This is a genomic window from Modestobacter marinus (assembly GCF_011758655.1).
GTDB lineage: Bacteria > Actinomycetota > Actinomycetes > Mycobacteriales > Geodermatophilaceae > Modestobacter > Modestobacter marinus.
This window is the reverse complement of record NZ_JAAMPA010000001.1, coordinates 2972061-2998051: the sequence shown is the minus strand read 5'-3', so window position 1 is coordinate 2998051 and position 25991 is coordinate 2972061. Positions and strand designations below refer to the sequence as shown.

The window sequence follows — 25991 nt, the reverse complement described above, 5'->3', positions numbered from 1 at the left end:
CGGCTCATGCGCCTCTCGAAGCTGCTCGGAGTCGCCGGGATCGTCGGCGTTGCCGCGACCGGCACGGTCCTGCTCCGCCACGAACGGCACCGCCGGGCCTACTCCCCGGAGGAGGTGCGCGCCCGGTTGCAGGGCCGCGTGGCGGAGGTGGCGACCGCCGACGCCGACCCCGATCTCGTCCCGGACTGGCCGGCCGAGGTCGAGCGGCCGCAGCGGCACCCGATGGAGGCGCTGCTGTCCACGGTGATGAAGATCAGGCCGCTGCGCCGCCTCGAGTCCACGACCGACTGAGCAGGCGGCACACCCCGCCGACCGCCCGCACCGCCGACGCGGTCGGCGCCCAGCCGGCTACGCCCTCACCCGGCGTCAGGGACGCCCGGTTCCACACCCTCGACACCAGCACGCTCGTGCACTGGCTGCACGAGTGCAGGCACGGCAGGAGCGTCCGCCGGGTCTCGGGTGCCAGTTCCTCAACCAGCGGGAGCGCAGCTCCCTCGCCTTCGAGCACCACCCGGGCCTTGACTACGGGACGCTAGTGCTCTGGTGCACCAGTGCAGCCAGAGCACTAGCGTCCGCGAGGGCCGCCGGTGCCCCGCGGGAGCGCAGCTCCCTCGTCGTCGAGCACCACCCGAGCCTTGACTCCGGCTCGCTCGTGCTCTGGTGCACGAGTGCAGCCAGAGCTCCAGCGTCCGGGAGGTCAGCCGGCGCCCGGCGGGAGCGTCGTCCCCTCGTCCTTGAGCACGACGCCGGAGGCGCCCAGCTGGCGGGAGGCCTGGAGCAGCGCGGCCAGGGTGTCGGCGGCCTGGGCGTAGCCGAGGCCGTGCGGCGGCCGCACGTTGGAGATGCAGTTGCGCTCGGAGTCGGCGCGCCCGGGGCGCGGGCCGTGGGTCAGGTAGAGACCGAGGCTGTCGGCCGAGCTCAGCCCCGGCCGCTCCCCCACCAGGACGACGACGATCCCCGCCCCCAGCGCCTCGCCCACCGGGTCGCCGAGCGCCACCCGTGCCTGGTGGGCCAGCACCAGCGGGGCGACCGACCAGCCGGGCAGCCGGGCCAGCACGGCGGCCACGGTGCCGGCCGCGTGCTCGTGCACCGCCCGCGGGGACAGCCCGTCGGCGAGCACCAGCGCCAGGTCGTACGAGCCGCCGGGCAGCCGGGTGCCCGGGTCCAGCCGCCGGCCCAGGTCCGGGCGCTGCAGGTAGGTGGCCCGGTCGGGGGCCTGGCTGTGCACCTCCAGCACGTCGAGCCCGACCCCGGCCTCGGTGAGCGCGGTCCGCACCCGGTCGGCGTCCAGCGCGGTGTGCACCGCGTCGCGGGCGGCCGCGTGCGCGGCGCGGAACTCCAGCTCCCGCGACGTCGGCAGCCCGTCCCCGGCCCGGCCCAGCGCCACCCGGGCCCGGGTGGCGTCCCGCAGCACCGCCCAGGGGTCCGCCGAGGGGCCGGAGTCGTGAGGCCGGCCCGGGGGGCCGGTCAGGTCCTCACCAGGACGGCCAGGTCGGTGGTCGGCGGTGGTCATGGGCGGGCGGCGGCGAGGAGGGCCCGGGCAGTGGGGGCCTCGGGGGTCAGCTCGCGCACGTGGCCGGCGTCGTCGAGCAGGTCCATCATCGCCAGCCACGCCTCGAACTCCGGCGCCGGCCGCAGGTCCAGCACTGACCGGGCGGTGAGCACGTCGGTGAACGACAGCGACTGGTAGTGCAGCATCACGTCGTCCGAGCCCGGGACGGCGATGACGAACGCACAGCCCGCGGCGCCCAGCAGCAGGGTGAGGGTGTCGGTGTCGTCGCCGTCGACGTCGGTGTGGTTCGTGTAGCAGACGTCCACGCCCATCGGCAGGCCGAGGAGCTTGCCGCAGAAGTGGTCCTCCAGCCCGGCCCGGATCACCTGCTTGCCGTCGTAGAGGTACTCCGGGCCGATGAAGCCGACCACGGTGTTCACCAGCAGCGGCTCGAAGTGCCGGGCCACCCCGTAGGCGCGGCACTCCAGGGTCTGCTGGTCGACCGGGCCGTCGACGCCGTGGTGCGCGTCGGCCGACAGCGCCGACCCCTGCCCGGTCTCGAAGTAGGTGACGTTGCTCCCGACGGTGCCCCGCCCCAGCTCCAGCGCCCCGGCCCGGGCCTCGGCGAGCAGGTCGAGGGTGACGCCGAAGCCACGGTTGCCCGCCTGCGTGCCCGCGACGGACTGGAAGACCAGGTCGACCGGCGCCCCCGCCTCCAGCGCCCGCAGCGTGGTGGTCACGTGGGCGAGCACGCAGGACTGGGTGGGGATCTCGTACCGGCTGATCACCGCGTCGACCAGCTCCAGCAGCGCGATCGTCTGCGCCGGGGAGTCGGTGGCCGGGTTGATCCCTATGACGGCGTCCCCGCAGCCGTGCAGCAGCCCGTCCAGGATCGAGGCGGTCACCCCGACGGCGTCGTCGGTGGGGTGGTTGGGCTGCAGCCGGGACGCCAGCCGGCCGGGCAGCCCGAGCGTGCTGCGCAGGCCGGTGACCACCCGGGTCCGGCGGGCGACGGCGACCAGGTCGGCGTTGCGCATCACCTTGGACACCGCCGCCACCATCTCCGGCGTGAGCCCGCGGGCCAGCCCGGAGATCGCCGCCTCGTCCCGCTCGGCGGCGCGCGCCAGCAGCCAGTCGCGGAACTCCCCCACGGTCAGCCCGGCGACCGGGGCGAAGGCGGCCGGGTCGTGGGTGTCCAGGATCAGCCGGGTCACGTCGTCCTCGTCGTAGCCGACCACCGGCTCGGTGAGGAAGGTGGCCAGCGGGACGTCGGCGAGCACGTGCTGCGCCGCCACCCGCTGGGCCTGCGACTCCGCGGCGACCCCGGCGAGCACGTCACCGGAGCGGGCCGGCGTCGCCTTGGCCAGCACGTCGGTCAGCGAGCGGAACTCGTGGGTGCGGCCGCCCAGCGTCGTCCGGCGGACGGTCACTCGAGGTCCCTCTCAGCAGCGGCCAGCAGCGCGAACTCCTCCTCGGGTGCGGAGGCGACCAGGTGGTGCCGGCTGTAGAGGGCGAAGTAGCCGAGGAAGACGGCGTAGGCGGCGAGCGTCCAGGCGGCGGCGACCGGGTCGACGAGGAACGTGGCCAGCACCGCGGCGGCCGCCAGCACCAGGGCCACGCCGGTGGTCGCCGTGCCGCCGGGGGTGCGGTAGGGCCGCGGCAGGTCCGGCTCCCGCCGGCGCAGCACGATGTGGCTGACCATCATCAGCACGTAGGAGACCGTGGCGCCGAAGACCGCCATGTTCAGCAGCATCGCGCCCTGCCCGGTCAGCGAGAGCACGAAGCCGATGGCGCCGGGCACCAGCAGGGCCAGCGTCGGGGCCTTGCGGGAGTTGGTCACCGACAGGACCCGCGGCAGGTAGCCGGCGCGGGAGAGCGCGAAGGTCTGCCGGGAGTAGGCGTAGATGATCGAGAAGAAGCTGGCGACCAGGCCGACCAGCCCGGCGTAGTTGATCACCGTGGTGAGCGCGCTGGAGGCCCCGGCGACCTCGAGCGCCTCCACCGGTGGGTTGCCGCTGACCGACATCGTCTGCGCGCCCCCGGCGCCGGCGGTGAACACCAGCATCAGCACGGCCAGGACCAGCAGCAGGCCCATCGCCGCGACGATCCCGCGGGGCAGCGAGCGGGCCGGGTCCTTGGCCTCCTCCGAGGCCAGCGGCACGCACTCGACGGCCAGGAAGAACCAGATGGCGAACGGGAAGGCCGCCCAGATGCCCATCAACCCGAACGGCAGGAACTCCGAGGCGCCGGCGGCGTCGGTGGGCGCGATGTCGGTCAGGTTGGCCGCGTCGAAGGCAGGGATCGCGCCGACCAGGTAGAGCACCAGGCCGGCGACGGCGACGGCGGCGATCCCCAGCATCACCTTCAGCGCCTCACCGACGCCCAGCAGGTGGATGCCGATGAACAGGCCGTAGGCGACGAGGTACACCCACCAGCCGTCGGTGATGCCGAACAGCCCCAGCGACTCCACGTAGGCACCGATGAAGGTGGCGATCGCCGCCGGGGCGATCGCGTACTCGATGAGCACCGCGACGCCGGTCGCGTAGCCGCCCCACGGCCCCAGCGCCCGACGGGCGAAGGTGTAGCCGCCGCCAGCGGTGGGGAGCGCCGAGCCCAGCTCGGCCAGGCCGAAGACCATGGCCGAGTACATGACCGCCATCAGGACGACGGCGATGAGCAGCCCGCCGAACCCGCCCTGCTCCAGCCCGAAGTTCCAGCCGGCGTAGTCCCCGGAGATGACCGCGGCCACGCCGAGCCCGGCGAGGAGCACCCAGCCGGCGGTGCCGCCACGGAGCTGCCGCTTCTCCAGGTAGCCGGCGTCGACCGCCTCCGCCTCGACCCCCCGCCCCGGGCCGTGTGGTGCTCGGGCGGGTGCGGGTTCGACGGTCATCTGCGGTCCTCCGGTCCGGGGCCCCTGCGGTCAGGCGGGGGCCAGCGTGGTCCCCCGCCACCCACCGGTCAACGGGGTGCGACGTCCCGGAACACGTTGTTCACACGCGCTGGTCCACCTGCGTCCAGCTGCCCTCGAGCAGCTGCAGGTCGCGCACGTAGCTGCAGGCGCCGACGTGCGCGCGGACCGCCGCGGGGCGCAGCGCCACCCCGACCGGGCGCAGCACGACCGCCACCGGGCGCCGGCCGAAGACCACCGGCTGGGTCCAGCCGCGCCGGGGCAGCGGAGGCCGCCGCACCTGCTCGCCCTCGATGCCGAGCACGAGCACCGCGGCCAGCACCGCCATCAGCGCCACGGTGCCCAGCGCGGCGGGCAGCCCGGCGTGCTCGGCGAGGAACCCGATCACCGGCGGGCCCCCGAGCAGGCCGGTGTAGCCGACGGTGGTGGACAGCGCGACGCCCGAGGGGCCGCCGAGCGCCCCGGCCCGGGCGATCGCCAGCGGGAAGACGTTGGCCAGCCCGAGCCCGACCAGCACGAACCCGGCCAGGGCGATCGGCAGCGACGTCGTCGTCACCGCGGCGACCGCGCCGGCCGCGGCCAGCAGCGAGCCACCGACCAGCAGCCGCCGCTCCCCGACGGCGAGCACCAGCCGCCCACCGGCCAGCCGGCCGGCGGCCATCGCCGAGGAGAAGCCGGCGTACCCGGCCGCCGCCAGGGCGGGGGCGGCGGACAGCTGCTCGCGCAGGTGCAGCGCACCCCAGTCGCTGAGCGCGCCCTCGCCGTAGGCGGTCGCCCCGGCCACGGCGCCCAGCAGCACCAGGACGCCGGTGGGACGGGGTCCGCGGGGGGCCTCGGCGGCCGGCTCCGGCAGGTCGGCCACCGGCTGCGGGCGGTCGCCGCGGACGAGCACCGGCCCGGCCCAGGCCATCGCGAGCAGCCCGACGATCGCCACGCCGGCCAGGTGCGGGGCGACCCCCGTCACCGCCGAGGCCAGCCCACCGACGAGAGCGCCGACGAGGCCGCCCGCGCTGAAGGCGGCGTGCAGCCCGGAGAGCAACGGCCGCCCGGCGCGCGCCTCGACCTGCACCCCGACGCTGTTGGCCGCGACGTTCACCGCGCCGGTGACGGCGCCGAAGAGGAACAGCCCGGCGCACAGCGCCGGGAGGGTGCCGACCACCCCGGGCAGGACGGCGCTCACGCTGGCGGCGACGCCGGCCAGCGCCGCCACCCGCCCGGTGCCGAACCGCGTGCACAGCGCGGCGGTGGCCTGCATGCAGGCGAGCGCACCGAGCGACAGGCACAGCAGCGCGACGCCGAGTGCGGTGTGGCCGGCGCCGGTGGCGGCGCTGACGTCGGGCACCCGGGCCGCCCAGCTGCCGAAGACGAAGCCGTCGAGGCCGAAGAGGACGGCGACGGCGACCCGCAGCCGGCGCAGGGAGGGCGGGGTGGACGACGGCACGGTGCGGGCCCGCGCGGAGGCGAGCAGGGCCCGGGCGCGGGGACCGGAGGGCGCAGAGATGACCATGGGAGACCTTCGGGGAGTGGACGCGCAGCACCGCGGAACGGCTGGCGGGGGTCGGGGAGCACACGACCTCGGGCGCTGTCTCCACGGTGCCACTCGGATGTGCACAATGCGTGTCGATCCGGTGTGCGGACGGCGTGAGAGCGCGCACGGTGTCGCAACGCACGTCCCGCCCGCCCCTGCGGTTGCCGGACCGGCGCCGGGGGCCGAGGGTCGGGACATGACCGGGACCTTCGCTCGGGGGCTGCTCGCCGGCGCCGCCGGCACCACCGCCCTCAACGCCCTCACCTACGCCGACATGCTGCGCCGCGGTCGGCCGGCCAGCACCGTGCCGGCGCAGACCGCCGCCGCACTCGCAGACGCCGCCGGGCTGGAGGTGCCGGGGAAGGGCGCGGAGCGGCAGGCCCGCACCACCGGCCTCGGTGCGCTGCTGGGCATCGGCAACGGCCTGGGCGTCGGCCTGCTGGCCAGCCTGGCCCGGGCCGGTGGGATCCGGATGCCCGGGCCGGTCGGCGCGGTCGTCGTCGGCGCGGCCTCGATGGCGGCCACCGACGGGCCGACGGCGGCGCTGGGCGTGACCGACCCGCGCACCTGGACGACCCAGGACTGGGCGGCCGACGCGGTGCCGCACCTGGCCTACGGTGCCGCCGTGCAGGCGGTCGTCTCCGCGCTGCCGACGCGGGAGGAGCGGGTCCTCGTCCGGCAGCGCGCATCGGCCGGGCTGATCGCCAGGTCGCTGCTGCTCGGCACCGCGGCCGGCGGCCGCAGTTCGCTCGGGCTCGCGGCGCCGACGCTCACCGCGGCCGACACCGGCGCCGTGAAGAAGCTGGCCTCGCTGGTCTCCGTGGGGGGCGAGGTCTACGCGGACAAGCAGCCCGGCATCCCGGCGCGGACCAGCCCCGGTGTCCTCCCCTCGCGGCTGGCCAGCGGGGCCGGCGGCGCCGGGCTGCTCGCCCGGCGCCAGGGGCAGAACGCCGCCCTGCCGGTGCTCGCCGGTGCGGTCGGTGCCGCGGCCGGGTCCTTCGGCGGCCTCGGCTGGCGGCGGTGGGCGGCGGACCGGATGCCGGACTGGCAGGCCGCGGTGATCGAGGACGGCGTGGCCGTCGCCCTCGCCCTCGCCGCCTCCCTGCCGGGGCGCCGGCGCTCCACCCGGCTGCGCGTGGTGAAGATCCTCGACTGAGCGGTCAGGCTCGCCAGCCGGGGTCCCGGCCGGCGAGCCCGAGCGCCCGGTCGAAGGCCGCGGCCTCGGTCGGCACCGCCACCGCGGGCCCGTACCAGCCGCTGTCCCGGCCCAGCTCGGCCAGCGGCTCGATCGCCGCCAGCACCGCCTTCCCGAGCCCGGCCGGCACGTCATAGGGCGCGCCGACCGCGCGGGCCAGGTCCCAGCCGTGCAGGACGAACTCCGCGAGCATCAGCGGGCCGACGACGCCGGCGGGCATCGGTGCGGTGCCGAAGACGGTCTCGCCCTCCCAGGCGGCCGGGTCGGCCCAGGCGTCGGCCGCGGTGTCCAGCTCGACGGGGAGGGCGCCGGCCCACTCCTCGGCCGGCAGCCCGTCCAGGAACGGCGCCGGCCGCAGGCTGCTCCGGTCGCGCTCCAACGGCAGTCCGGTCGCCGAACGCTGGGACAGCAACGCGGCCCAGCCCAGGTGGTCCAGGAGAGCCCGGACGTCGAAGTCGCCGCACGGTGTCGGTGCGGTGAGCTGCTCGGGCCGGACGGCGACCAGCGCGGTGGTGGCCAGGGAGGCGGCGACACGTACCGCCGCGGGCGGGCTGAGGGGCGGGGTCATGGGTCCACCCTGCACCGTCCCGCCGGCGGGGCTCAGGTCGCCGGCCCGGTCTCCTCGGCGGCGCGGTCGGCCGCCGCCAGCAGCCAGCCCGGCCCGGCGACCCGGGTGAGAGCCGGCAGCCGGTCGCGCAACCCCCGGTCGGCGGTGACCACCAGCAGGTCGTCGTCCCCGTCGGCGAGGTCGGTGGCGGTCTCGGCCAGCGCATCGTCGCCGCTGCCGGGCGCCCGGACCAGCCGCAGGCCGGCGGGGGCCGCGACGTCCCGGGCCTGTCCCTCGACCACCGCGACCAGGGCGGTCACCGGTACCGGCTCACCGTCGGGCCCGGCCAGCTGCCGGCCGGGCAGCGCGGCGAGCTGCTGCAGCAGTCTGGAGGTGGCACCGGCCCGGTCGCGCCACCAGCCGTCGGGCCGGGACCCCACGGCGTTGGCGACGTCGACCAGCAGCGTCGTCACCGGCGCCGCGAGGCGCCGAGCACGGCTGTGGCCACGAAGAAGACCAGGCCGACGACGGCCAGCCAGAACAGGCCCTCCACGATCACGCCGACCACGGTCACCGCGACCCAGACGAGGAGCAGCAGGAGCAGGAGACGGAGCACGGTGTCGACCGTAGCGAGGGTCAGCTGCCCTCGGCTGCCCCGAGCCGCCAGTAGCCCATGAAGGCCACCGACGTGCGGGGGACGCCGAGGTCGCGGACCAGGCGGCGGCGCAGCTTCTTGACCATGCCGGCCTCCCCGGCCAGCCAGGCGTAACAGCCGTCGGCGCCGCCCTCGTCGGGCACCTCCCAGAGGACGCCGCCCTCCAGGTCGACGTCCTCGAGCTCCTGCCCGGCGGTGCGGGCGGCCACGCCGAGTTCGCAGAGCGCGGCGTGCACCGCCGCGCCGAGCGCCTCGCCGGGTGCCCGGTCGCCGCGCACGAGCCAGCGGACCTCGACCCCCGGCGGCACGGTCAGCGACAGCACGTCCTGGGCCTGGGGCACCTCGAGGACGGCGATGGCGCGCCGGCCGGCGGGCAGGGCCTCCACGATCGCGCTGATCGCCGGGACGGCGGTCTCGTCCCCGGCGAGGAACAGGGGGCCCTCGGCCGGCGGGGCCCACTCGACCCCCCACGGCCGGCCGGACGCCGACCGGCCCGGGCGGGGGCGGTCGGGGCCCAGCACGACGATCGGATCGCCCGGGACGGCGGCGGCGGCCCAGCTGGCGGCCGGCCCGGGGTGGCCGTCCTCGACCCCATGCAGCACCACGTCGACGTCCAGCTCGCCCAGCTGCGGGCGGGCGGCGCGCACGGTGTAGGTGCGCAGGTAGGGGCGGCGCGCATCGGGCAGCGCGCAGTAGTCCTGGTACCAGGTCGGGCCGTCGGTGAGCAGGTCGGTCACCGGGGCGCCGTCCCGGGAGAGCACCAGCTTGATCCGCTGGTCGTCACCGGCCGCGCCGAAGCCGGTGAGCTCCGGGCCGGTGAGGGTGAGCCGCAGGAAGCTGGGGCTCAGCCGCTGGACCCGCCCCACGGTGGCGCAGAAGAAGCGGTAGCTCGGTGCCGGTACCGGCTGCGGGACCGCCGGTTGCGGCTCGGTGCGGTTCTCGAGAACCGCCGTTCCGGCACGTCCGGTCACCGCCGTGGTCATCGCTGCTCCCGCGCTCGTCGTGACCGGCTCGTGCGCAGCCGGACGATGGTGAGGCTAGCCTAACCGGGCCGCTCGGGGAACGCCTCGACCCGGATCAGCTGCGCCCAGCGGCTCACGGGGCGGGCGAGGCCCGCCCCAGCGCGGTACAGATGGCGTCGACGACGGAGTCCGGGTCCTCGTGCTCCCAGAAGCGCAACACCCGCCATCCCAGCTCGGTCAGCACCGCGTCGGTGCGCCGGTCCCGGGTCCCCGCCTCCCCTGGCGGCGGAACCGGGCGCGGACCGGAGCCGAGGAGGCGTCCGGGGCCTGCCGGAGGTCGACCACGGCACCCGCCCGGCTCATGCCGACGCGGTCACCATGGCCGGCGGGGCGGCCCGGCCCGCCGCGGTGGCGATCTCGACCAGGCGGCACAGCCCGTTGACCAGCCGCAGCTGCTCCGGGGTCTGCACCGGCGAGGTGAGCAGCGCCGGGCTGCCGACGAGGTAGGCGACGGTCTTGGCCCGGGACAGCGCCACGTTGAGCCGGTGCCGGTCGAGCAGGAAGTCCAGCCGCCGCGGCACGTGGGCACCGCTGGAGGCGGCCAGCGAGAAGACCGCGACCGCCGCCTCCCGGCCCTGGAACTTGTCGACCGTGCCGACCTCCACCCCGCCCAACCCGACCGCGGCCAGTGCGCTGCGCACCTGGTTGACCTGCGCGTTGTACGGGGTGACGACCAGGACGTCGGCCGGCCCCATCACCCGTTCCACCCCGCCGGTCCGCCAGCTCCGGCCCATCAGCCCCGCGACGAGCTCGGCCACGACCGCCGCCTCCTCCGGGGACGCCGAGCCGTTGCCCTCGTGCACCACCGGCAGCCAGCCGATCCCGGCCGGCGCCGCCCACCGGGCCGGGGTGTCGAGCTCGTTGCCGGCCGTGACCTCCGCCGGCTGCAGCTCCCCGCCGTAGGACAGCGCGGAGACCACCCGGCACAGCGCCGGCGCCATCCGCCAGCTGCGGTCCAGGAACACCCCGCGGTCGGCGGGGAGCACCTCCTGCTCGCCCAGCACGTGCTGCAGCGCGGAGACGTCCGCGCCGTCGGGGTGGATGCCCCGCCCCGGCTGGCGCAGCTGCTGGGGGTCACCGAGCAGCACCAGGTTGGCCGCGGCCCGGCTGACCGCCAGGGTGTTGGCCAGGGACAGCTGCCCGGCCTCGTCGACCACCAGCACGTCCAGCCGGCCGGCCAGCTCGGGGCGGGCGAACAGCCACGAGGTGCCGGCCACCAGGTCGACGTCGCCGCCGTCGAGGGCGTCGACGACCTGCCCGTTGGAGCCGACGCACTGCACGTCGACGTCGCCGCACCGCTGCAGCTCGTCGGCCTTCTGCAGCGCCCGCACCGGCACCCCGGCCTCCCGGGCGGCCGCCATCACCGCGTCGAGCAGGTTGCCGATCACCTTGTGGCTGGAGGCGGTCACCCCCACCCGCTTGCCCGCGCGGACCAGATCGACGACCGCCCGGGCCCCGGTGTACGTCTTCCCCGCCCCCGGCGGCCCCTGCACCGCGAGCACCCCGCCGTCGAGCAGCCCGGCCAGCCGGCGCGCGGCGGCCGCCGAACCCTCCCCCGGCTCGCGCTGCGGCGCACCGGCGAGCAGCCGCGGCGGCCGGCGCAGCAGCAGGTCCCGGGCCGACCGGGCCGGGCCGGGGGCGTCGATGCCGCTGACCGCCACCTGCTCACCGAGGTCGGTGAGCGCGGCCCGGAAGACCTTGTCGCTCGGTGGCGAGGTGGGCAGCAGCCCGGTCGGGTGCTCGAGCGCGGCGGTCGCGCTGCGCGCCAGCACCACCCAGCCGGCGGTCGGGTCGATGTCGACGACGGTGCTGGTGAGCCGCCTGCCCTCCGCGGTGGGCAGCAGGTGCTCGTACCGGCTCCCGGCCGACACCTTGGTCTCCTGCGGCGGGAAGCGGTACCGCCAGTGCTGCGACCGCTGGACCGCGCCGATCAGCTCGGGAGCCTCCAGCGGACCCAGCGCGGGGGTCTCCCGCTCGAGGTCGTCGGCCGGCAGGTCGCGCAGCCGGAAGTACTCCCACCAGGCGGAGCGCGCCTCCCGGGCGTGCCACCCCAGCTGCTGGGCCAGCAGCCAGGTGGCCTCCTGCTCCGGCGTCCGGTCGGTGTCGGGGAGCCCCGCGGTCAGCCGGACCTCCAGCTCCTCGCGCAGCTGCTGCGCCGCGGCGTTCTCTCCCGAGCCGTCGGGGTCGCCGTCCTCCGGCCGGCCCAGCCGCGCACCCGAGGCGAGCAGCTCGGTGCGCCGGGCCTCCAGCCAGTCGCGCAGCTCCCGGGTGGAGACGCAGTCGTCGCGGTTGTAGGCCTCGATCTGGTCGAGCAGCGCCTGGTCGCGGGTGGCGAGCCAGCGCTCGAAGGCGACGATGCTCTCCCCCGCGTCCGACACGTCGGCACCGTGCGCGCGGGTGTGCCCGCGGTAGTAGTCCTCCACCTGCTTGATCGAGTACGACTCCTTGCTCAGCCGCAGGCCCTGGCGCACCACGGCGTAGAGGTCGACGAGCACGTCGGCGCGCAGCAGCCGGTCGACCTCGGCCTCCCGGGTCTGCAGCCGGGCGGAGAGCGTCTTGAGCCGGGTCGGCTCGTAGGGCGCGTAGTGGAAGACGTGCATCGCCGGGTCGGCGGCGTGGGCCGCGGTCAGGTGGTCGACCAGCGCCTCGAACGCCTGCCGTTCCGCGGCGGACTGGTCGTCGGCGGCCGGGTCGCAGCCCCAGAAGGCGGTGAACTCCCCCGCGGTGTCCAGGACACCCCAGAGGTACTCCAGCCCGGCGTCGCCGGCGAAGGGGTCGCCCTCGATGTCGAAGAACAGGTCGCCGGCGCTGGGGGGCGGCAGGAGCTCGAAGCCCCGCCCCGGCTCGCGCGGCAGGAACTCGTAGCCCGGCAGCCCGGACTCCCGCTCGGCCACCTGGAGCCGGGCCTGCTGGGTGAGCCGCTCCCGGGAGCTGCGGCCGATGGCGTCGGGCAGCGCGTCGGGCGACCGGGTGGCCAGTGCGGTGACGGTCGGGACCCCGGCCTCGACCAGCGCGGTCGCGTGGTCGCGGCGCATGAACGCCACGAGGGACAGCGAGTCCTCCTCGCGCCAGCGCGCCGTGCAGGTCTCCCGCCAGGGACAGACCCCGCAGTGCGCGTTCGGGTAGGGCGGCGCCAGCTCGCCGTCGGCCAGCCGGGCGAGGAACCGGGTGCGGGCCGCCCGGGTGTAGGCCTCCGCGTCGGAGTACCGGAAGACCAGTTCCTGCTGGTCGCCGGTGACCACGGTGAGCAGCTCGGGCGGCACCCCCTGCAGGGCGGCCAGCAGGTCGCCGTACAGCGCCATCTGCAGCAGGGCCGGCACCTTGATCCGGCGGGCCAGCTTGGTGTCGGCGACGTCGTAGGCCCAGGGCCCCAGGTCGCTGACCCGGTCGGTGCGCTTGAGCAGGAAGTCGGCGTGCCCGCGCCAGGTGCCGTCGAAGAAGGTGGCCTGGTAGACGACGTCGGCCCCGGCGCGCATCGCGGCGAGCGTCTCGGCCTGGGCGCGGTGCAACCCGGCGGCGTCCTTGCCCGACGGTGCGGTGACCTCGACGACCGACAGGCCCCGGTCGCGCAGTCGCTGTACGTGCCGCTCCTCGTGGGCCATGCCGTGGGCGGCGACCAGCTCGGTCATCGGGTCGACCGCCGGCGGGCGGCTACGGGCACCGCGGGCGACCTCGACCGAGAGCCGGGTGAGGTGCTCGCACTCGATGAAGCCGGTCAGGTCACTGGCGCTGACCACCAGCGCGCCGTCGGACTCGTACACCCCTGCCCCCGTTCCCTCCCCCGGCGGAGGAGCTGCCGAGACCGTACGGCGGGGGTACGACAGATCGGCGTGGACCGCGCCCGTCCGGGGCGCGCGGGCCGCGGACGGGCACTGTGCGCTGAAGGCCCACTCCCGCCTTGGACCGGGCACGGACCGCACAGTGCCCGCCCGAGCCCGCCGCCCGCGCCCGTCGCCTGCGGACCGTCGAGCGGGCACTGTGCGGCAGCGGCCCGGAGTCGCCCTGGACTGGGCATGGACCGCACAGTGCTCGCCGGATCGGGGAGGGTCGGGTCAGCTGAGGAAGCGGTCCACGACCGGCGCGAGCTCCGGCGCCTCGGTGACCAGGGCCAGGTGTCCGCCGCGGTAGAGGTGCAGCTGGCCGTCGGGGATCATCCGCGCCATCAGGCGGGGGTTCACCTCGGGGATGATCGGGTCGTCGTCCCCGGCCAGCACGAGCGTCGGCTGCTGGATCAGCCGGAGCAGCGGCAGGCTCGTCCAGCCGGCGCCGGCCGCCAGCTGGTAGTAGTAGCCGCGCCGCGGGCCGAGCCGCGACTGCGCGTGCAGCGCCCGGGCAGCGCGCTCGGGGTGCGCCCGCATCGTGCCGCCGTAGATCTCCCCGGCGATCGTCCGGGCGTAGTCGGGGTCGCGGTGCCGCCGCGGGGTGAGCATCTTGGACAGCACCCGCGGATGAGCCGGCACCATGAACGACCCCGTCCCGGTGGCGGCGAGCACCAGCCGCCGGCAGCGCCGCCGGTGCTGCACGGCGAACTGCTGCGCCAGACCACCACCCCAGGAGAAGCCGAGGACGTCGACGGCCTCCCGGTGGCCCAGCCTGCTGAGCAGCCCGGCGACCACCGGCGCGAAGGTCATCATCGTGTAGGGCAGCACCGGCTTCGGGGAGCCACCCACCCCGGGGACGTCGAAGCGGATCACCTCACGCCGCGGGTCGACCGCGTCGACGAAGGGCTGCAGGACCTCCAGGCTCGCGCCGATGCCGTTCATCAGCAGCAGCGGGGTCAGGGTGCCGTCGCCGGGCCGGACCGAGACGCGCAGCGTCCGGCCCCCGACGGTGATCGTGCGCAGCTGCGGGCCGTCGCCGCTCGCCGGCCTCACTTGTCGAACACGTAGGTGCCGGGCGCGGCGCCCAGGACGGGCCCGCCGCCGCCGAGCTCCGTGGGGGCCGGGACCTCCGCACCGGACCGCTCCGCCACCCAGCGGCTGTAGTCGGTCCACCACGAGCCCTTCTCGGTGTGCGCGGAGGCGAGCCACTCGTCGGCGTCCGGGACGTCGGACGGCGCCGTCCGCCAGGTCGACTTCGGGTTGGTCGGCGGGTTCACCAGCGAGGCGATGTGCCCACTGGTGGAGAGCACGAAGCGACTGTCCCCGCCCAGCAGCTGGGTGGTCGCGTAGCAGGACTGCCAGGGGCACAGGTGGTCGGCGATCCCGGCGACCACGTAGTTGTCGACGGTGACCGCCGACAGGTCCACCGGCGTCCCGAGCATGGTCGCCGCCCCCGGCTCGGTCAGCGAGTTCCGCACCGCCAGCTCCAGGAACCCCCGGTGCAGGGCGGCGGTCATCCGGGTGGTGTCGGCGTTCCAGTAGAGGATGTCGAAGGCTGCCGGCGGCTTGCCCTGCAGGTAGTTGTTCACCCAGTAGTTCCAGATCAGGTCGTTGGGCCGCAGCCAGGCGAAGACCTCCGCCAGCGTCGCGCCGTCCAGGTAGCCCTTCTTCGCCGACGCCCGGGTGGCCGCCTGGGCCGACCGCTCGTCCAGGAAGGCCCCGACCGTCCCGCCCCGGGCCTGGTCCAGCACGGTCACCGCGAAGGTGGCCGACGCGACCCGGTCCTGCTGACCGATCGCCGCCAGGTGCCCGAGCACCATGGCGGTGATGATGCCGCCGGAGCAGAAGGACATCAGGCCGGTCTGCTCGGCGCCGGCGATCCGCTCGGCCGCGGCCATGGCGTCCAGCACCGCCTGTCCGTAGGTGTCCAGGCCCCACTCGGCGTGCCGGGCGTCGGGGTTGCGCCAGGACATCATGAAGACCTGCTGCCCACCGCCGACGACGTGCTCGACGATGCTGCGGCCCTCGGCGAGATCGGCGATGTAGAACTTGTTGATCGTCGGCGGCACCATGACCAGCGGGACGGCGTGCACCGTCGGCGTGGTGGGCTGGTACTGGATCAGCTCGAACACCGGCGTCCGCAGCACGACGACGCCGGGGGTGCGGGCGAGGTCCTTGCCCACCTCGAACGCGTCCGGCTCGACCATCGAGGGCACCCGGGGCGCCGAGGACAGGTCGCGGACCAGCCGCCTGGTGCCGGACACCGCGCTCCGCCCGCCCGTGTCGATCGCCGCCTTCCACGCCGAGGGGTTGAGCGCCGGGCTGTTGCTGGGTGCCAGGGCCTCGACGATGTTGGTCACGGAGAACCGGATCCGTTCGTCGTGGGCATAGGGCAGGGCGGCGGCGTCCACCAGCTGGGTCGCCGTCTGCGCCGTCACCAGGTGCGCCTGCATGGCCCGCTTCAGCATCGGGTTGCCCGACCACGCCGGGTCGCTGTAGCGCTTGTCCTTGGCCCCCGGCGTCACCTCGGAGCGGCCGAGCCCGATCCGTCCCCACTCCCCGACGAGCCGGCCGGTGTGGCCGAGCACGGTCCGCGGCCGGCGCGCCAGCGCCGCGGTGAAGCGCAGGCTGCTGCTGACCGGCGGCACCAGCCGGCGCAACGGGCCGAGCGCGGCGTCGGTCAGGATCATGTCCAGCCCGGTGGCCGACTCGGCGATCCGCTCCGGTCCGGCGTCGGGGTCGCCGCCGGTGGTCGACGCCGCCGCCGGGACGGACCGTGCGGCGCGCTGCCCGTCCGGGCGCGGGGCGGCGCTCACGCCGCGCGCCCGAGGTGGCTCGGGAGTGGTGCACTGGGGGTACGGAGCTGGCACACGGGGGCTCCTCGTCTCGACGCGCTGGCGGTCGAACGACGCCCGCTGCGGGCGCCCCTCGGCGTGACGCCCATCACACCGCGTTCACGCCGGGTGGGCAATCCGGAACGGGACGACCGGGAACCGCAGGCCGCCGGCCGGCCGTGGTCGACCGCCGGATACGGCCCCCGGGGGCGGCCCCGGACCGACTGGCGGTCGCGGGCGGGGACTACATCGAAGGACACATCGCCGGATGTGTCCTCGCGTAGCAGCACACCTACACCCGGCGGCTCCGCCCGGGGGCACCGGTTGTGCGCTTGCTCCACTTCGGTAGAAAGCGCGCCATGCCTGCGACGTTGAGCTCCGTGGCTGCGGCCGCCGGGGTCAGCACCAGCACGGCGAGCCGCGCCCTGTCCGGCCACCCCGCCGTGCTGCCCAGCACCCGCGCCCGGGTGGAGGCCGCCGCGGCGAACCTGCAGTACGAGCCCAACCGCACGGCCAGCGCGCTGCGGACCCGGCGCACCGGCCTGATCGGCCTGGTCGTCAACACCCTGCGCACGGCGACCTTCCACACGATCGCCGAGACCCTGCAGTGCTGGGCCGCCCAGCACGACTACCAGCTGCTGGTGTGCACGACCGGCGGCGACCCGGCGCGCGAGGCCTCGTTCCTGCAGACCGTCCGCCAGCACCACTTCGACGGGGTGGTGATCGCCGGCTCGGGCGCGAACACCGACCTGGTCAACGCCCTCGTCCAGGCGGGGCACGCGGTCGTGACGATGAACCGCGAGGTGCCCGGGTCCTCGGCACCGTCGGTGATGTCGGCCTACGAGACCGCGGCCCGGATGGCCACCGAGCACCTGCTCGACCTGGGGCACACCCGGATCGCGGCGATCGAGGGCCCGCCGGAGGTGACCTCCGGCCGACTGCACCACGCCGGCTTCCTGGCCGCGATGACGGCGGCCGGCCTCCCGGTCCTGGACGAGCTGGTGTGGCGCGGACCCTTCACGCCGGACTTCGGCAGGTCGGCCGCCGGCGAACTGGTGGGTCTGCCCGAGCCGCCGACGGCGCTGCTGGTGACCAACCACGAGGCGTCGTTCGGCGCGCTGCCGGTGATCGGCGACGGCGAGCTGCGGGTGCCCGACCAGCTGTCGGTGATCTGCACCGAGGACGAGCCGTTCTACGCGTGGTGGTCACCGCCGGTCACCACCGTGGACAACCGCGCCGCGCTGCTCGCCACCGGCGCGGCCGAGCTCCTGCTCGCCCAGCTGACCGGGGGGCCCGATCAACCGCTGCAGCGGGCCGAGGTCGTTGCGCCGGTGCTCGTCGAGCGCGGGACGACGGCGCCGCCACCCTGACCGCCGCGGGGTGACCGCGGCGGCCCCGGGGGCGGCGTGGCGCTCAGTCGACCACCGCGGCCAGCTCGGGCGCGAAGCCGTCGAGCAGGTAGGGCAGGCTCAGCGCGCTGGCGAACTGCAGCGCCGCGTAGTCCTCGTCCTCGATGAAGACCGACCGGCCCTCGGTCACGGTGGGGAGCCCGGACAGCACCGGGTCGGCCTCGATCCCGGCCCGCTCCGCCGCGGAGCCGGACTGGAACACCAGCACGTCGGCGTCCAGCATCCGGGCCTCCTCGCGGCTGACGGTGCCGTAGAACTCGCTCTGCGCCGCGGCGTCCAGGGCCGGGTCGACGACCATGCCGAGGTCCAGGAAGAACCGGGTGCGGGTGTCGTCGGAGGTGTGGAAGGGGTACTCGCCGTCGTAGGCCGGGCCGGAGAGGGTGACCGTCTTCCCCTCCAGCTCCGGGTGCTCGGCCCGGGCCGCCGCGATCTGCTCCTCGACGTCGGCGACCAGCTCGTCCGCGCGGTCGGGCTGACCGAGCGCCTCGCCGGTGATCCGGGTCTGCTCCTGCCAGGGCGTGCCGAAGGCGATGTGCTCCTCGGGCTGCACGACCGTCGGCGCGATGGCGCTGAGGGTCTGGTACTCGTCCTCGGTCAGGCCGGCGGTGACCGCCATGATCAGATCGGGGTCGAGCGCCGCGATCTGTTCCGGGTCGACCTCCGCGCGCGGCAGGATCTCCGGGTCGGCGTCCCCGGCCGCCTCGTCGGCCCAGGGGAAGAAGACGTCGTCCTCGGGCCCGAAGGCGTAGCGGACGGCGACCGGGACGACGTCGAAGGCGAGGATCGCGTCCTGCTCGGTGTAGCCGAGGGAGACCACCCGCTCGGGCTCCTCGGGGATGGTCGTCGTCCCGTAGGCGTGCTCGATGGTGACCGGGAAGGCGGATCCCGCGGTCGAGCCGGTGGCGGCCCCGGCCGGCTGCCCGTCGGGTTCCGACGAGCAGCCGGCCAGGACGGCGACCGCCAGGACGGGGAGGGAGCTGAGGGACGTACGTCGCGCGAGCGATCGGGAGAACACCATGGTGGAGTTCTACCTGAGGCAAGCCTCACCTAACTAATCGCCCGGCGTCTCGTGGCCGGATCGAGACCCGACGGTGTGGTCAGACCACCCGCTCGAACACCGCGGCGAGCCCCTGACCACCGCCGATGCACATCGTCTCCAGCCCGTAGCGGGCCTCCCGGCGGCGCATCTCGTGGGCGAGCGTGGCCAGGATGCGGGCGCCGGTCGCGCCCACCGGGTGCCCCAGTGAGATGCCGGAGCCGTTGACGTTGACCCGCTCGCGGTCTCCCGAACCCAGGTTCCACTCCCCCAGGCAGGCCAGCACCTGGCTGGCGAACGCCTCGTTGAGCTCGATGAGGTCCATGTCGGCCAGCGTCAGCCCGGTCCGCTCCAGCACCGCGGCGGTGGCCGGCACCGGCCCGATGCCCATGGTCTCCGGCGGCACGCCCGCCACGGCCCAGCCGGTCAGCCGGACGAAGGGCTGCCAGCCGCGGCGATCGGCCTCGGCCCGGGTGGTGACCACGCAGACGGCGGCGCCGTCGTTCTGGCCGGAGGCGTTGCCGGCCGTGACCGTCGCCTCCGGGTCGACCCGGCCCATGACCGGGCGCAGCCCGGCCAGGTCCTCCATCGTCGTGTCGGGACGGGGGTGCTCGTCCTCGGTGACCGTGCGGGCCGGCGTCTTGCGCGTCCCGGGCACCTCCACGCCGATGATCTCGTCGGCGAACCGGCCCTCGCGGATGGCGGCGCCGGCGGCCTGCTGGGAGCGCAGCGCCCAGGCGTCCTGCTCCAGCCGGTCGACCCCGTACTCCCGGCGCACGTTCTCGGCGGTCTCGAGCATGCCGCCGGGCACCGGGTGGTGCAGCCCGCCGGCGGTCTCCCGGGCCCGGGCCAGCCGGTCGTGCAGCATGACGCCGTCGCCCTTGGCGCCGGTGCGCAGCCCCAGGGCGTAGTGCTCGACGTTGCTCATCGACTCCACGCCGCCGGCCACGACGACGTTGCCGGCGCCGGCCGCCACCTGCATCGCGGCGTAGATGACCGCCTGCAGCCCAGAGCCGCAGCGCCGGTCGATCTGCAGGCCGGGCACCTGCACGCCCAGCCCGGCGTCCAGTGCCGCGATCCGGCCGATCGCCGGGTTCTCCCCGCTGGGGCTGCAGTTGCCGAGGATGACGTCGTCGACCTCGCCCTCCCCCAGGCCGGTCCGTTCCACCAGGCCGCGCAGCGCGGTGGCGGCGAGCTCGTTGGCGGACAGACCGGCGAAGACCCCGCCGAATCGACCGACGGGGGTGCGGACCGGGGAGCAGATGACGACGTCGTCCATGCCCCGACTCTGCCAGCTCACCACCACCGGGGCGCAGGCGAACCGGCCGCTGGGCGGAAGCCGGCGACCCCCGACGCCGACGACGCCCCTCCCGGGGGACCGGGAGGGGCGTCGTCGAGGGGAGTCAGTCGCGCGGCTTGGCCATCGACTCGTGGGCGGAGGACTTCACCGAGTCGGGCAGGACCTTGCTCGCCATCTCCTGCGCCTTCGTCATCAGCGAGCCGGCGTGGACCTCCTTCTTCCCGTCCATCAGCCCGGCGAAGCCCTGCTCGGCGACCTTTGCGGCGTCGTCCTTGGGGCCCTTGCCCATGGCGGTGTCCTGCAGGTCGGCCCGGGCGAAGAAGTCGGTGTCCGTGGGCCCCGGCATCAGCGAGGTGATCGTGACGGCGGAGTCCTTGAGCTCCTGCTGCACGGCCTCGGTCAGCGACTGGACGAAGGACTTGGAGGCGTTGTAGACCGGCTGGTAGGCCCCGGGCATGGTCGCCGCGACCGAGGAGGTGACCAGCACCCGCCCCTGGTTGCGCCCGGTCATCTGGACCAGCACCAGCTTCAGCAGCGCCGCGGTGGAGACCACGTTGAGCTGCATGACCTCCAGGTCGTCGGCCCAGTCGGTGTCGACGAACGCACCACCCCGCCCGACGCCGGCGTTGAGCGCGGCCGCGTCCAGCGGGCGACCGAGGGCCTGCACCCGGGTCCACAGCTGCTCGATGCCGTCGGGGGTGCGCAGGTCGGCCTGGACGGCGGTCACCTCGGCGCCCTCGCCGCGCAGCTTTGCGGCCGCGGTGGTGATGGTCGGGTCCTCGGCGTCGATCACCAGGTCGAAGCCGTTGCGGGCGAACTGCCGGGCGAGCTCGAAGCCGATCCCGCTGGAGGCGCCGGTGACCAGGGCGAGGGGCTTGGTGTCAGTCATGCCCTCGCCCTACCCGGCCCCGGCCCCGGCTGCACCCGTCACGGCCCGCGTTCCTGTCCCGGACGGCCGTCCTGGTGGCCGCGCCCGGGGACAGGGGGCGCGGCCAGCACCGACCCTGGCACCCCCTGCTGACAGTTCCCTGTGCCGCAGCTCAGACTCGCCCCATGAGCGAGGACGCCGGGCCGGCCGGGGACGACGCCGTGATCTGCTCGGCGAAGGGCTGCCGCGCGCCGGCGACCGTCGTCCTGGTGTGGAACAACCCCAAGGTGCACACGCCCGACCGGGAGAAGACCTGGACGGCGTGCGAGGCGCACCGCGAGCAGCTCGCGCACCACCTGGCGATCCGGTCGTTCCTGCGCCGCGTCGAGCCGGTCAGCCCGCTGCGGTAGCTTCGGCGGCGCACACGGGAGCCCGGGCGCGGGCTGAGAAGGCGGACGACCACCGCCGACCGTCCACACCTGATCCGGTTCATGCCGGCGGAGGGAGCTGCTCGATGCTCGCTGCCCGTTTCCACGCACCTGGCCGACCCCTGGCCCTGGACGACGTCCCGGTGCCCGAGCCCGGCCCCGACGAGGTCCGGGTGCGGGTGCACGCGGCCGGGGTCTGCGGCACCGAGCTGCACTTCACCGACGGCCTCTACGCCCCGTCCCGGACGCCGATGACGCTGGGCCACGAGGCCGCCGGCACGGTCGACGCGGTCGGGTCGGAGGTCACCGGCTGGGCCGAGGGCGACCGGGTCGCCGTCTACTACTACCTCTTCTGCGGCAGCTGCCGCTGGTGCCTGCGCGGCCGGCAGAACCTGTGCCTGGCCCCGCGCGGCGTGCTCGCCTTCGCCGCGGACGGCGCCTTCGCCGAGCAGCTGGTCGTCCCGGCGCACTGCCTGGTCCGGCTGCCCGCCGAGCTGCCGTTCGAGGCGGCCGCGCCGCTGTGCTGCGCCGGCACCACCGCGGTGCACGCGCTCACCGAGGCCGGGGTCGAGCCCGGCGACGTGGTGGTCGTGCTCGGCGCCGGCGGGGTGGGGCTGGCAGCGGTGCAGGAGGCCCGCCGCCGCGGCGGCGTCGTCGTGGCCGTCAGCCGGGACGGCGCCCGCCGGTCGGCCGCCCGGTCCGCCGGCGCGGTGGCCGCGGTCTCCCCGGCCGAGCTCGCCGGGACCGTGACCCGGCTGACCGGCGGGCAGGGCGCCGACGTCGTCGTGGAGCTCGCCGGGGTCACCGCGACGCTGGAGCTGGCGACCGCGGTGCTCGGCCGCCGCGGCCGGCTGGTCCTGGTCGGCTACAGCGCCGATGCGCTGACGGTGAGCCCGCTGGGGCTGGTGGTCGCCGAGCAGCGGGTCGTCGCCAGCGTGGGCAACACCCTCGCCGAGCTGGAGCAGGCGGTCTCCCTGGCCGCGGCCGGGCAGCTGGCCCCGCCGGTGGCCGGCGCGCTGCCGCTGGCCGAGGTGAACGAGGCGCTGGACCGGCTGCGCGCCGGGAACGTGGCGGGCCGGCTGGTGCTCACCCCCTGACGCCCCGGGAGGGCCCGGCGGGCCACGTGTGAGGATCAGCGCTCGTGCGACGACACGGCAAGGACAGCCCCCTCCCCCGCGAGGTCGGTGTCCTGGCGATCGTCGCCTTCGTCGTCGCCCTCGGCTTCGGCATCGTCGCCCCGGCGATCCCGCTGTTCGTCCGGGACTACGGGGTCGGCACCACCGCCGTCGGGTTCGCCATCAGCGCCTTCGCCTTCTTCCGGTTCGTCTCCGCCTTCGCCGGGGGCTCGCTGGTCGAGCGGATCGGCGAGCGCGCCGTGCTCGCCGCCGGGCTGGCGATCGTCGCGGTCGCCACCGCCGCCGCCGCCCTGGCCGGCAACTTCCCGCTCTTCGTCGCGTTGCGCGCCGCCGGCGGGATCGGCAGCGCCATGTTCACCGTGGCCGCCCTCTCGCTGCTGCTGCGCACCGCACCGGCGGCGCAACGGGGCCGGGCCGCGGCCACCTACCAGGGCGGTTTCATCCTCGGCGGCATCGCCGGCCCGGCAGCCGGCGGGTTCCTGGCCGAGATCTCCCCGCGGCTGCCGTTCTTCGTCTACGGCGGCTTCCTGCTGGTGGCCGGGGTGGTCGCGCTGGTGCTGCTGCGCCCGGCCGCACTCCCCCCGGTCGGCGGCGCCGCGGACGACCCGCACCCCGCCGTCGACCAGGTGCGCGGCGCCGGGCCCGCGCCCGCGGCCGTGCCCGCCCTGGGCGAGGACGGCGGCGGGCTGCGTGCCGCGCTGCGGTCGCGGGCCTACGTCGCGGCGCTGGTGGCCAACCTGGGCGTGGGGTGGGTGCTGTTCGGCGTCCGCAACTCCCTGGTGCCGCTGTACGTGACCGAGGAGCTGGGCAAGACGGTGGCCTGGGCCGGCGCCGGGCTGCTGGCCGGGTCGGTGGCGCAGGCGATCGGGCTGCTGCGGGCCGGGCGGCTGGCGGACACCTGGGGCCGCCGTCCCTCCCTGCTGCTGGGTTCGGGGCTGGCCACCGCGGCGATCGCCGTCCTGGTGCTGCCGCCGAGCACCGCGGCCTTCCTGCTCTCCATGGCCACCTTCGGGCTGGGCGCCTCGCTGCTGGCCAGCGTGCCGGCCGCGGTGGTCGGCGACGTCAGCCCGGGCCGGGGCGGCCGGGTGGTGGCGGTCTTCCAGATGGTCGCCGACCTGGGCGCGGTGGCCGGGCCGCTGGTCGCCGGCTGGCTCACCGACGCCTTCTCCTACCAGGTCGCCTTCGCGGTCAGCGCCGCCGTGCTGGGTGCGGCCCTGGTCGCCGCGCTGGCGATGCCCCGGGACCGCCCCGCGGCCTGAGCACGCCGGTCAGAGCCAGGCGGCCGGGGTCGGCAGCGGCCCGTCGGCCTGCAGCTCCTCCCCCGTGCTGCGCCCGGTGACCCACGCCGCGACGGCCGGCAGCGGACCGGCGACCGCGAGCGCGCCGGTGCCCCACTCCCGGTCGCCGGCGAACAGCGCCACGTCGGGCACCGAGTCGCGGCGGTCCCACATCCGGAAGACGTCGTCGACCAGCGCGGCCAGCACCTCGTCCGGGAAGTCGGCGAACGCCACCCCCTCGTCCAGGTCGACCGCGTGCACCCACACCTCCCGGCAGCGCATCCACGGCACCTCGGCGGCCGGCACCTGCCGCCCCTGGGCGGTGCGCACCTGCGCGGCCCACGCCTGCTCGGGCAGCTCCCGGATCGCGGCGGCCAGCCGGCCGGTCGCGGCGACGACGGCCGCGCGCAGCTCCGCGGCCGGCAGCCCCGCGGCCTCCTCGATCTGGGCGTCCCGGGCCTCGGTGGAGGCGTACATCGGCGTCTCGACCCCGGTGCGCGCCCAGGTCAGCAGGTTGACCAGGGCGTCGGCGTTGGCGGCCAGGTGCGCCAGCAGGTGCCGCCGCGTCCAGCCGGTCAGCAGGGACGGCGCGTCGAGCTCCTCGTCGGTCAGCCGGCCCAGCGCCGTCCCGAGGAGGCGTTCGCCGTCCTCCCACCAACCGAGCGTCTCCACCGGCGCGGTCATCGGGCGGATCCGGGGTCGTGCGCGGGTGCGTCCATGACGACACCCTGCCGCGCCGGGGGCCGCCGTGCCAGCGCTGCGGCGCCGGTGCGCGCAGGGGCTACCGCCGTCTCCCGGCGACGGGTTGGATGGAGCTGCCACCGGGGGCCCGCCCACCGGGCGGTCCACCCCGGGGCACCGACCGGAGGTGCCGTGCCCGCGCGACCCGTCCTGCTCACCGTCGACGACGACCGCGCGGTCAGCCGCGCCGTCGCCCGCGACCTCCGCCGCCACTACGGCGACCACTACCGGATCGTCCGCGCCGAGAGCGGCCGCGACGCGCTCGCGGTGCTGCGCGAGCTGACCGCCCGCGGCGAGGTCACCGCCCTGCTCCTGGCCGACCACCGGATGCCCGGGATGACCGGGGTGGAGTTCCTGGAACAGGCGATGGACCTCGCGCCGACGGCCAAGCGGGTGCTGCTGACCGCCTACGCCGACACCGACGCCGCGATCCGGGCGATCAACGACGTCGACCTGGACCACTACCTGCTCAAGCCCTGGGACCCGCCGGAGGAGCTGCTCTACCCGGTGCTCGACGAGCTGCTGGCGGCCTGGTCGCGCACCGCCCGGGCGCCGTTCGAGGGCATCACCCTGCTGGGCCACCAGTGGTCGGCGGAGACCCAGCAGCTCAAGGAGTTCCTCGCCCGCAACCAGGTGCCCTACCGGCACCTGCAGGGCGAGGACGCCGCCGGCATCCGCACGGCCGCCGACGTCACCGACGACGCCACGCTGCCGGCACTGCTCTTCCCCGACGGCGCCGTCCTGCGGCGGCCCACGCCGGCCCAGGTGGCGCAGCAGGTCGGGCTCGCCACGACCGCCGGGAGCCCGTTCTACGACGTGGTGGTGGTCGGCGGCGGGCCGGCCGGGCTGGGGGCGGCGGTGTACGCGGCCAGCGAGGGGCTGCGCACCCTGCTGGTCGAGCGGACCGCCACCGGCGGGCAGGCCGGCCAGAGCAGCCGGATCGAGAACTACCTCGGCTTCCCCCTCGGGGTGTCGGGCAGCGAGCTCGCCCAGCGGGCCCGCGACCAGGCCGTGCGCTTCGGCGTCGAGCTGCTCACCGCCGCGGAGGTCGTGCAGGTCGCGCCCAACGGCGACGGCCGAGCGGTGCTCTTCGCCGACGGCAGCCAGGTCGCGGCGCACGCCGTCGTGCTGGCCACCGGCGTCTCCTGGCGGCTGCTGCCGGCCGAGGGGGCCGCCGACCTCACCGGCCGCGGCGTCTACTACGGCGCGGCCGCGCACGAGGCCGCCGACTGCGCCGGCCAGGAGGTGCACGTCGTCGGTGCGGCCAACTCCGCCGGCCAGGCCGCGCTGCACTTCGCCCGCTTCGCCGCCAAGGTCGTGGTCCTCTGCCGGGGCACCGATCTCCGGCACAGCATGTCCGAGTACCTGGTCGCCCGGATCGAGGCCGACCCGGCGATCGAGGTGCGCACCTGCACCCAGGTCCGGGCCGTCGAGGGCGCCGACCACCTGGAGCGGCTGGTGCTCACCGACACCCGCACCGGCGCCGAGGAGACCGTCCCGGCGTCCCGGCTGTTCGTCTTCATCGGCGCCTCCCCGCCCACCGAGTGGCTGGGCGAGGCGTTCGTGCGCGACGAGCACGGGTTCCTGCGCACCGGGCCGGCGCTGCTGGACACCGAGGGCCGCCCGCCCGCGGACTGGCCGCTGTCCCGGGTCCCGTACCACCTGGAGTGCTCCGTCCCCGGCGTCTTCGTGGCCGGCGACGTCCGCGCCGAGTCGGTGAAGCGCGTCGCCTCCGCCGTCGGCGAGGGCGCGATGGCCGTCACCCTCGTGCACCGCTACCTGGAGGCGAACTGA

General features: G+C 75.8%; 22 protein-coding genes, 1 pseudogene and 1 riboswitch. Of the genes and pseudogenes, 7 read left to right on the top strand and 16 right to left on the bottom strand.

Annotated elements, in window-relative coordinates:
- Positions 1–6 precede the first annotated feature (6 nt).
- Positions 7–291: a hypothetical protein gene (locus FB380_RS14115; protein ID WP_166753294.1), complete on the top strand. Its 285-nt coding sequence runs from the start codon at positions 7–9 to the stop codon at positions 289–291.
- A gap of 406 nt (positions 292–697) precedes the next feature.
- On the opposite strand, the gene eutC is transcribed toward FB380_RS14115, so the two are convergent.
- The 4 genes from eutC to FB380_RS14095 all read right to left on the bottom strand — a co-directional run bounded on the left by eutC (position 698) and on the right by FB380_RS14095 (position 5907).
- Positions 698–1471, bottom strand: a complete 774-nt coding sequence (gene eutC / locus FB380_RS14110; protein WP_268237718.1) for an ethanolamine ammonia-lyase subunit EutC — start codon at positions 1469–1471, stop codon at positions 698–700.
- Positions 1472–1509: 38 nt separating this feature from the next.
- The gene (locus FB380_RS14105; protein ID WP_166755586.1) at positions 1510–2922 is read right to left on the bottom strand and encodes an ethanolamine ammonia-lyase subunit EutB; all 1413 of its coding nucleotides are present in this window, start codon (positions 2920–2922) and stop codon (positions 1510–1512) included.
- Positions 2919–4382 carry an ethanolamine permease gene (eat, locus tag FB380_RS14100; RefSeq protein ID WP_166755585.1) on the bottom strand — a complete coding sequence of 488 codons (1464 nt, stop codon included), beginning with the start codon at positions 4380–4382 and terminating at the stop codon, positions 2919–2921. The genes FB380_RS14105 and eat overlap by 4 nt, the downstream gene beginning before the upstream one ends.
- 100 nt (positions 4383–4482) lie before the next feature.
- Positions 4483–5907: an MFS transporter gene (locus FB380_RS14095; protein ID WP_166755584.1), complete on the bottom strand. Its 1425-nt coding sequence runs from the start codon at positions 5905–5907 to the stop codon at positions 4483–4485.
- A 217-nt stretch (positions 5908–6124) separates the two neighbouring features.
- Here FB380_RS14095 and FB380_RS14090 point away from each other — a divergent pair, with 217 nt between their 5' ends.
- A complete protein-coding gene (locus tag FB380_RS14090; protein ID WP_166755583.1) occupies positions 6125–7084 on the top strand; it encodes a hypothetical protein in 960 nt (319 codons plus the stop codon).
- Positions 7085–7088: 4 nt separating this feature from the next.
- Here FB380_RS14090 and FB380_RS14085 read toward each other — a convergent pair whose 3' ends face one another.
- The 8 genes and pseudogenes from FB380_RS14085 to FB380_RS14050 all read right to left on the bottom strand — a co-directional run bounded on the left by FB380_RS14085 (position 7089) and on the right by FB380_RS14050 (position 15984).
- A complete protein-coding gene (locus FB380_RS14085; protein ID WP_166755582.1) occupies positions 7089–7691 on the bottom strand; it encodes a TIGR03086 family metal-binding protein in 603 nt (200 codons plus the stop codon).
- Positions 7692–7723: 32 nt separating this feature from the next.
- Positions 7724–8143 (bottom strand): hypothetical protein, encoded by a 420-nt coding sequence (locus FB380_RS14080; RefSeq protein WP_166755581.1) that lies wholly within the window; start codon positions 8141–8143, stop codon positions 7724–7726.
- A complete protein-coding gene (locus tag FB380_RS14075; protein ID WP_166755580.1) occupies positions 8140–8286 on the bottom strand; it encodes a hypothetical protein in 147 nt (48 codons plus the stop codon). The genes FB380_RS14080 and FB380_RS14075 overlap by 4 nt, the downstream gene beginning before the upstream one ends.
- Before the next feature lie 20 nt (positions 8287–8306).
- Positions 8307–9308 carry a siderophore-interacting protein gene (locus FB380_RS14070; RefSeq protein ID WP_166755579.1) on the bottom strand — a complete coding sequence of 334 codons (1002 nt, stop codon included), beginning with the start codon at positions 9306–9308 and terminating at the stop codon, positions 8307–8309.
- A gap of 112 nt (positions 9309–9420) precedes the next feature.
- Positions 9421–9543: pseudogene (locus FB380_RS14065) on the bottom strand (hypothetical protein); the annotation flags it as partial.
- A gap of 103 nt (positions 9544–9646) precedes the next feature.
- Positions 9647–13108 carry a TM0106 family RecB-like putative nuclease gene (locus FB380_RS14060; RefSeq protein ID WP_166755577.1) on the bottom strand — a complete coding sequence of 1154 codons (3462 nt, stop codon included), beginning with the start codon at positions 13106–13108 and terminating at the stop codon, positions 9647–9649.
- A gap of 291 nt (positions 13109–13399) precedes the next feature.
- The gene (gene phaZ, locus FB380_RS14055; RefSeq protein ID WP_166755576.1) at positions 13400–14221 is read right to left on the bottom strand and encodes a poly(3-hydroxyalkanoate) depolymerase; all 822 of its coding nucleotides are present in this window, start codon (positions 14219–14221) and stop codon (positions 13400–13402) included.
- On the bottom strand, positions 14218–15984 hold the full coding sequence (locus FB380_RS14050) for a PHA/PHB synthase family protein (protein ID WP_229681875.1): 1767 nt from the start codon (positions 15982–15984) through the stop codon (positions 14218–14220). Before FB380_RS14050 ends, phaZ begins: the two co-directional genes overlap by 4 nt.
- Positions 15985–16361: 377 nt before the next feature.
- On the opposite strand from FB380_RS14050, the gene FB380_RS14045 reads away from it, so the two are divergent.
- Positions 16362–17372, top strand: coding sequence for a LacI family DNA-binding transcriptional regulator (locus FB380_RS14045; RefSeq protein ID WP_166755575.1), 1011 nt, complete (start codon positions 16362–16364; stop codon positions 17370–17372).
- Between the two features lie 43 nt (positions 17373–17415).
- On the opposite strand, the gene FB380_RS14040 is transcribed toward FB380_RS14045, so the two are convergent.
- From FB380_RS14040 to FB380_RS14030, 3 genes are all read right to left on the bottom strand, one after another.
- Positions 17416–18429 (bottom strand): iron-siderophore ABC transporter substrate-binding protein, encoded by a 1014-nt coding sequence (locus tag FB380_RS14040; protein ID WP_166755574.1) that lies wholly within the window; start codon positions 18427–18429, stop codon positions 17416–17418.
- Between the two features lie 79 nt (positions 18430–18508).
- Positions 18509–19726, bottom strand: a complete 1218-nt coding sequence (locus FB380_RS14035; protein ID WP_166755573.1) for an acetyl-CoA C-acetyltransferase — start codon at positions 19724–19726, stop codon at positions 18509–18511.
- Between the two features lie 124 nt (positions 19727–19850).
- The gene (locus FB380_RS14030; RefSeq protein WP_166755572.1) at positions 19851–20636 is read right to left on the bottom strand and encodes an SDR family NAD(P)-dependent oxidoreductase; all 786 of its coding nucleotides are present in this window, start codon (positions 20634–20636) and stop codon (positions 19851–19853) included.
- A 164-nt stretch (positions 20637–20800) separates the two neighbouring features.
- On the opposite strand from FB380_RS14030, the gene FB380_RS14025 reads away from it, so the two are divergent.
- From FB380_RS14025 to FB380_RS14015, 3 genes are all read left to right on the top strand, one after another.
- A complete protein-coding gene (locus FB380_RS14025) occupies positions 20801–21025 on the top strand; it encodes a hypothetical protein (RefSeq protein WP_166755571.1) in 225 nt (74 codons plus the stop codon).
- Between the two features lie 4 nt (positions 21026–21029).
- A riboswitch (TPP riboswitch) is annotated at positions 21030–21139 on the top strand.
- Complete coding sequence (locus FB380_RS14020; RefSeq protein WP_166755570.1) at positions 21130–22140, top strand: alcohol dehydrogenase catalytic domain-containing protein; 1011 nt, start codon at positions 21130–21132, stop codon at positions 22138–22140. Its footprint overlaps the riboswitch before it by 10 nt.
- 44 nt (positions 22141–22184) lie before the next feature.
- Positions 22185–23438, top strand: coding sequence for an MFS transporter (locus FB380_RS14015; protein ID WP_166755569.1), 1254 nt, complete (start codon positions 22185–22187; stop codon positions 23436–23438).
- Positions 23439–23447: 9 nt separating this feature from the next.
- On the opposite strand, the gene FB380_RS14010 is transcribed toward FB380_RS14015, so the two are convergent.
- A complete protein-coding gene (locus tag FB380_RS14010; RefSeq protein WP_166755568.1) occupies positions 23448–24140 on the bottom strand; it encodes a maleylpyruvate isomerase N-terminal domain-containing protein in 693 nt (230 codons plus the stop codon).
- Between the two features lie 189 nt (positions 24141–24329).
- Between FB380_RS14010 and FB380_RS14005 the strand changes: the two genes are divergently transcribed.
- Positions 24330–25991 (top strand): NAD(P)/FAD-dependent oxidoreductase, encoded by a 1662-nt coding sequence (locus tag FB380_RS14005; protein WP_166755567.1) that lies wholly within the window; start codon positions 24330–24332, stop codon positions 25989–25991.